At 65.3% G+C, this 4,361-nt stretch carries 4 protein-coding genes and 1 pseudogene; 2 read left to right on the top strand and 3 right to left on the bottom strand.

Going from position 1 to position 4,361, the window contains the following annotated elements:
* Window positions 1-2: 2 nt before the first annotated feature.
* The 3 genes from hemC to AC1D00_RS29160 all read right to left on the bottom strand — a co-directional run bounded on the left by hemC (window position 3) and on the right by AC1D00_RS29160 (window position 3,355).
* Window positions 3-983, bottom strand: a complete 981-nt coding sequence (gene hemC, locus AC1D00_RS29170) for a hydroxymethylbilane synthase (RefSeq protein ID WP_477013043.1) — start codon at window positions 981-983, stop codon at window positions 3-5.
* A 102-nt stretch (window positions 984-1,085) separates the two neighbouring features.
* Window positions 1,086-2,711, bottom strand: coding sequence for a GMC family oxidoreductase (locus tag AC1D00_RS29165; RefSeq protein ID WP_477013042.1), 1,626 nt, complete (start codon window positions 2,709-2,711; stop codon window positions 1,086-1,088).
* 53 nt (window positions 2,712-2,764) lie between these two features.
* Window positions 2,765-3,355: a TetR/AcrR family transcriptional regulator gene (locus tag AC1D00_RS29160; RefSeq protein ID WP_027549363.1), complete on the bottom strand. Its 591-nt coding sequence runs from the start codon at window positions 3,353-3,355 to the stop codon at window positions 2,765-2,767.
* A gap of 100 nt (window positions 3,356-3,455) precedes the next feature.
* On the opposite strand from AC1D00_RS29160, the gene AC1D00_RS29155 reads away from it, so the two are divergent.
* Window positions 3,456-3,821, top strand: a complete 366-nt coding sequence (locus AC1D00_RS29155; protein WP_027549364.1) for a nuclear transport factor 2 family protein — start codon at window positions 3,456-3,458, stop codon at window positions 3,819-3,821.
* Window positions 3,822-4,162: 341 nt separating this feature from the next.
* Window positions 4,163-4,361: pseudogene (locus AC1D00_RS29150) on the top strand (putative bifunctional diguanylate cyclase/phosphodiesterase); the annotation flags it as partial.

Below are 4,361 nucleotides of genomic sequence, written 5' to 3'. Positions count from 1 at the left end.
GGCTAGCGCGGCCGGCTGCGCTCGATGATCTCGGCAGCGCCCTTCGTCAGCAGATCGAGACCCACGGCACGGCCAAGCTCACGGGGCCGGTTGGCGGGGCCTGTGCGCGAGGCTTCGATGATGGTGTTGCCGGAGAGGTCGAGCACGGACGCGGTGAGCGACATCTGACCGCCTGCGATAGTCGAGAAGCCCGCGACAGGCGAATTGCAGTGGCCGTTCAGCACCCAAAGCACCTCGCGCTCGGCATCGGCAGAGGCGTGGGCGGCGGGATCGTCGATCGACGACAGGATTTTTCGCGTTTGCCAGTCCTGCGCGGCGCATTCGACCGCGACGATGCCTTGCCCTGCCGCCGGCAGCATCTCCGCCGGAGTAAACTCGTAGGCGATGCGGTCCGCAAGACCGACGCGATCGAGGCCGGAGCGCGCCATGATCAGCGCATCGGCAGGCCCCACCGCGCCGCCATCCGGCAGGCGCTGCTTCTCGCCGTTGTCGAGCTTTCGCACGCGCGTGTCGGCCGCGCCGCGAAAGTGGATGACCTCCACGTCAGGAAACAGCCGCCGCGCATAGGCCGCGCGACGCACCGCGTTGGTGCCGATCTTGAACCCCTTGCCGCGCGACTGGCGCAGCGCCGCCAGCGTCACGCCGTCGCGCAGCACCAGCGCGTCATTGGGTGGATCGCGCGACAGCGTGGCACCGATGACGAGGCCGGGCGTGTCCTCGTTGCCCGGCATGTCCTTCAGCGAATGCATCGCCGCCTGGAGTTCACCCGACAGCACGGCGGCGCGAATCTGCGCCACGAAGGCGCCGCCCTTGCCGCCATGCGGCAAAAGCTTGCTGGTCTGGTCGAGATCGCCCGTAGTGTCGAACTTGACGATCTCGACCTCGAGATCGGGCACGGCGGCGGTCAGGCGGCGCGCGATCTCTTCCGTCTGTGCCAGCGCCATCGCGCTCTTGCGTGTGCCGATCTTGAGTCGAGTAGCCAAGTCCTGGTCCTTTCACTGCGCGTTGTCTTATTTGAGCATGATCTTATCGGAAAACCGGCGCCCACTTTGCGCTAACGCGGCCCTCCGGGTCCGGATCATGCTTTACCGCGCATCCTCCAATATCATGTCGGAGGCCTTTTCGGCGATCATGATGATCGGCGCGTTGGTGTTCCCCGACACGAGGTCCGGCATGATCGAGCCGTCGACGACGCGAAGGCCTTCGAGCCCCCTCACCTTCAGCCGCTGGTCCACCACTGCGAGCGCGTCATTGCCCATACGACAGGTCGAGGTCGGATGGTAGATGGTGCTGCCGCGCACGCGGCAGTAATCCAGCAGCTCGGCATCCGTGGATACCTTCGTGCCGGGATCGACCTCGCCCACGACGAACGGCTTCAGCGCCGGCGCGTTCAGGATCTTGCGCAGGATCTTCAGGCCCTCGACGTTGGTGGTGCGATCGGTCTCGGTCGACATGTAGTTGACGCGGATCTCCGGCGGCACGGTCGGATCGGCGCTCCGGATGCGCAAGGACCCGCGGCTTTCGGGACGCAGCTGGCACACCGAGGCGGTGAAGCCGGAAAAGTCGTGCAGCTTCTCGCCCATCTTGTCGGTCGAGAACGGCAGGAAGTGGACCTGGATGTCGGGCGAGGCGAGCCGCGGGCTGGTCTTGAAGAACGCGCCCGCCGTGCCGGCCGCGATCGTCAGCCAACCTTTGCGGAACAGCGCGTAGCGCGCGCCGGCCAAAGTGCGACGGATCGGGTTGTTGACGGTGTCGTTGAGCGTGATCTTCTGCGAGCAGCGCATCACGATGCGGACCTGCATGTGGTCCTGGAGATCGTGGCCGACACCCGGCGCGTCCAGCACGACATCGATGCCGTGCTTGCGCAGCAGATCGGCAGGACCGACGCCGGAGAGCTGGAGCAGCTGCGGTGAATTGTAGGCGCCGCTCGACAGCACGATCTCCTTGCGTGCGCGGAMACGGCGCAGCTGCGCGCCTTGCCGGTATTCGACGCCGACGGCACGGCGCCCCTCGAACAGCACGCGCTGGCCGAGCGCCCCGGTCTCGATCTTGAGATTGCCGCGCGTCTTCGCCGGGCCGAGATAGGCGACCGACGTCGAGGCACGGCGGCCGTTGCGCGTGGTGATCTGGAACAGGCCGACGCCTTCCTGCGTGGCGCCGTTGAAATCAGGGTTGTAGGGCAGACCGGTCTCGACCGCGGCGTCGATGAAGGCCTTCGACAGCGGATCGGTCACGATCATGTTGGAGACCGGCAGCGGCCCGCCGCTGCCGTGATACTGGTCGGCGCCGCGCGACTGGTTCTCGGCCTTCCTGAAATAGGGCAGCACGTCGTCATAGCMCCAGCCGGTGTTGCCGAGCTGACGCCAGCGGTCATAGTCCTCGTGCTGACCGCGAACATAGAGCAGGCCGTTGATCGAGCTCGAGCCGCCCAGCGTCTTGCCGCGCGGCTGGAACACCTGGCGCCCCTTCAGCTCGGGCTCCGGTTCGGTCTGGTACATCCAGTTGACGGTCTTCTCCTTGAACAGTTTGCCGTAGCCGAGCGGCACGTGGATCCAGATGTTGGAATCCTTAGGGCCGGCCTCGAGCAGCAGCACGCTGTGCTTTCCATTCGCCGACAGGCGGTTGGCGAGCACGCAGCCGGCGGAACCGGCGCCGACGATGATGTAGTCGAATTCGGGATCGATTGGTGCGAGAGAGGAGTTTGCGGTCATGTCTTGCCAGTGTTCTTGTTGGTGTGGGCGCTTCCGTTCGTGGCTTACCACGATCATGCGCGCAGACGCAGCGCCTCGACCAGCGACTTGAACGCACGGGCATATTCCGCGCCCGCCCTTGCGATATCGGCGCGTCCGGCGCAGGCGACCGCAGCCTCCGTGACCGCGCCGAGGAGCAGCCGCGCCAGCGGCTCGACCGGCTGCCGCGCGATCAGCCCGGCCTCCATGGCGGCTGCGATCGCGCGCGGCAGCTTGCCGCCGAAATGCTCGGCATCGATCTCGCGCCAGCGCTCCCAGCCGAGCACGGCCGGGCCGTCGCGCAGGATGATCTGGCCGGTCGGGCCCTTGGCGGTCGCTGCGAAGTAATGCTGGGTGCCCGCGACCATCGCAGCGAGCACGTCCTTCTCGGCCCGCGCGGTGCTGTCGATCTCCGCAACGAGGTCGCGCGAGACCTGCTCGAACACGGCTTCGAACACCGCCTCCTTGGTCTTGAAGTGATGATAGACCGCACCCTTGGCGACGGAGGCCCCCTCCGCGATCTCGTCCATGGTGGTGGCGGCAAAGCCTTGCGTCCCGAACAGGCGGCGCGCCGCCGTCAGGATCGCCTCCGATGTCGCCGCCCGCCGCTCCGCCTGTTTCGCCATGAGTGTCGTCTAATCCAATTCGGCTGACACGGCCAGTTGACTTTTCGACTTCCGGTCGGTATTTACCGACCATCAGTCGGTTTTAATCGTGAGGTATGTCATGCCCAGTCGTGAGATCGTCGAAGCCTTTGCGAAGCGGCTGGAGGATGGGGACTTCGTCGGCGCGATCGAACATTTCTATGCGCCCGACGCGGCGACTTATGAAAACAACGCCGCRCCAACCGTCGGCCGGGAAAAGTTGGCAGCGAAAGAGCGCGGCGTGCTGGCCGCGACCAAGGAGGTCAAGGCCGTGCGCATCGGGCCGAGCCTGATCGAGGGCGACACTGTCGCGACACGCTGGCGGTTCAGCTTCACCAGCGCGGAAGGCGTCATCCGAACGTTGGACGAGATCGCGTGGCAGACCTGGCAAGGCGACCAGCTGATCGAAGAACGGTTCTATTACGATCCGAAGCAGCTGGGGCGGTGAGTTCTCCGCGATCATATGACGTGAGAGCTTGAGGTACCGAAACTTCCACAGCGTCATGGCCGGGCTTGTCCCTGCCATCCACGCGCTGCCCCGCGGCACGACAGACGTGGATGCCCGGGACGAGCCCGGGCATGACGACCTCCTGCGAAAGTTCCTATGCGATTGCCGTGGTAACGCTCTCGGCGCGCATTTGTATCGATTTGTTATCGATACTGTCGATGGAACACGCAGAAGTGGTCGCGGCGACCGTGACAGGCGGGGATAATTCATAGTTCGTCAAAGGTTTGCAGCGAATTCTCCTGATCGAGCCGGACGAACGGCCCATCCTGCTAGGCCTTAGAATGCGGACTCAACTGACCACCTATTTCGCGCGGCTGTTCGCCGGCGATCTGTCAGCGTTCGGCGGTCCCGCAACCGACGAAGCCATGGCCGGCCATATCCGCGCGGAACAGATGTCGCTGGTGCTCGGCTATTCCGTCGGCATCATGCTCGCCAATGCCTGCAACGCCGCCGTGCTTGCCATCGCGCTGTGGCATTCGC

This window comes from Bradyrhizobium sp. P2_E8, from assembly GCF_056403875.1.
This window is presented reverse-complemented; position numbering and strand designations above follow the sequence as displayed.

Coding starts and splice junctions, on each gene's coding strand:
- AC1D00_RS29160 (WP_027549363.1), bottom strand. CDS start 3,355: ATGGCGAAACAGGCGGAGCGGCGGGCGGCGACATCGGAGGCGATCCTG.